Genomic DNA, 1,876 nt, shown 5'->3' on the forward strand with positions numbered 1-1,876 from the left:
CAAGGGCAGCAGCGCCTCGCCCTCGCGCGTCGGCCGCGCGCCTTTCCGCGTGCGCTCCAGCAGCCGCACGCCGAGTTCCGCCTCCAGCGCCTGGATCTGCGCGGTCAGCGGCGGCTGCGACAGGCCGAGCCGCGCGGCGGCGCGGCCGAAATGCCCTTCCTCGGCGACGGCGAGGAAATGCCCGAGGCGGCGGAGGAGTCGGAAGTCCATCGCGATACGGAAAAGCTATCGTGCCGCCGCGTCAATCGGAATGGACGATGGCGCGGGGGCGGCGCACAACAGCGCCGGTTTCCGCATCGCGATTTGGGAGAACGCCAGAGATGAAACTGCATCCGGTGAAGGTCCACCCCTCCAAGGCGCTGCTGCCGCGCGAGGAACAGCTGGCCTGGAAGATCGCCGGCGTCGCCGCCGACAAGGTGGCGGTGCAGAAGCCGGTGGCCGAGATGATCATCAACCGCATCATCGACAACGCCTCGGTGGCGATCGCGGCGATCAACCGCTCCGCCCCCACCTCGGCGCGGACCATGGCGATGGGCCATCCGCGCAAGGGCGGCGCCACCATCTTCGGCCTGCCCAACAGCAAGGGCTTCTCGCCGGAATGGGCGGCCTGGGCGAACGGCACGGCGGTGCGCGAGCTCGACATGCACGACACCTTCCTGGCCGCCGACTACTCACATCCGGGCGACAACATCCCCGCCATCCTGGCGGTGGCGCAGACCATGGAGCGCTCGGGCCGCGACCTGATCCGCGGCATCGCGACGGGCTACGAGATCCAGGTCGACCTGGTGCGCGCGATCTGCCTGCACGAGCACAAGGTGGACCATATCGCGCATCTCGGGCCTTCGGCGGCGGCGGGCCTCGGCACGCTGCTCGGGCTGAAGCAGGAGGTGATCTACCAGGCGGTGCAGCAGGCGCTGCACACCACCATCACCTTCCGCCAGAGCCGCAAGGGCGAGATCTCCTCCTGGAAGGCCTTCGCCCCCGCCCATGCCGGCAAGCTGGCGGTCGAGGCGGTGGACCGCGCCATGCGCGGCGAGGGCGCGCCGAGCCCGATCTATGAAGGCGAGGATTCGGTCATCGCCTGGGTGCTGTCCGGGCGCAGCAACCGCTCGGACGTCTACGGCCCGGTCTATTACAATGTGCCGCTGCCGGAGAAGGGCGAGCCCAAGCGCGCCATCCTCGACACCTATACCAAGGAGCACTCGGCCGAGTACCAGTCCCAGGCGCTGATCGACCTGGCCTTCCGCATGCGGGAGAAGATCGCCGACCAGGAGGCGATCGAGAAGATCATCCTGCACACCTCCCACCACACCCACTACGTCATCGGCACCGGGGCGAACGACCCGCAGAAGATGGACCCCAAGGCCAGCCGCGAGACGCTGGACCACTCCATCATGTACATCTTCGCCGTCGCCCTGCAGGACGGGTCCTGGCACCATGTCGACAGCTACGCGCCGAAGCGCGCGGGCCGGGCCGACACGGTGCGCCTCTGGCACAAGATCGAGACGCGCGAGGACCCCGAGTGGACCCGCCGCTACCACTCGACCGACCCGGCCGAGAAGGCGTTCGGCGCGCGGGTGGAGATCGTCTTCAAGGATGGCACGACGCTGGTGGACGAGATGGCGGTGGCCAACGCCCATCCGCTGGGGGCGAGGCCCTTCGGCCGCGAGGACTACATCCGCAAGTTCCGCATCCTGACCGAGGGCATCCTGGCGCCGCGCGAGGTGGAGCGGTTCCTGGAGGTGGTGCAGGACCTGCCGCGGCTGCAGGCGGGGGAGCTGCACCTGCTCAATGTCAGCCTGCCGCGCGGCGCGCTGGCCGAGGGCAAGCCCGGCATCTTCTGAGGCCCGCGACACGCCGCGCCGCCCCGCCCGCG

The 1,876-nt window shown here is 69.7% G+C and carries 2 protein-coding genes; one reads left to right on the forward strand and one right to left on the reverse strand.

From position 1 onward, the window contains the following. A partial coding sequence (locus HMPREF0731_RS19540; protein WP_007005942.1) for a LysR family transcriptional regulator occupies positions 1–210 on the reverse strand: 210 nt, incomplete at its 3' end. A 110-nt stretch (positions 211–320) separates the two neighbouring features. Here HMPREF0731_RS19540 and HMPREF0731_RS19545 point away from each other — a divergent pair. Beyond that, positions 321–1,844 (forward strand): MmgE/PrpD family protein, encoded by a 1,524-nt coding sequence (locus HMPREF0731_RS19545; protein ID WP_007005943.1) that lies wholly within the window; start codon positions 321–323, stop codon positions 1,842–1,844. Positions 1,845–1,876: the final 32 nt, after the last annotated feature.

Source organism: Pseudoroseomonas cervicalis ATCC 49957 (assembly GCF_000164635.1).
GTDB classification, from domain to species: Bacteria; Pseudomonadota; Alphaproteobacteria; order Acetobacterales; family Acetobacteraceae; genus Pseudoroseomonas; species Pseudoroseomonas cervicalis.

Coding starts and splice junctions, on each gene's coding strand:
- HMPREF0731_RS19545 (WP_007005943.1), top strand. CDS start 321: ATGAAACTGCATCCGGTGAAGGTCCACCCCTCCAAGGCGCTGCTGCCG.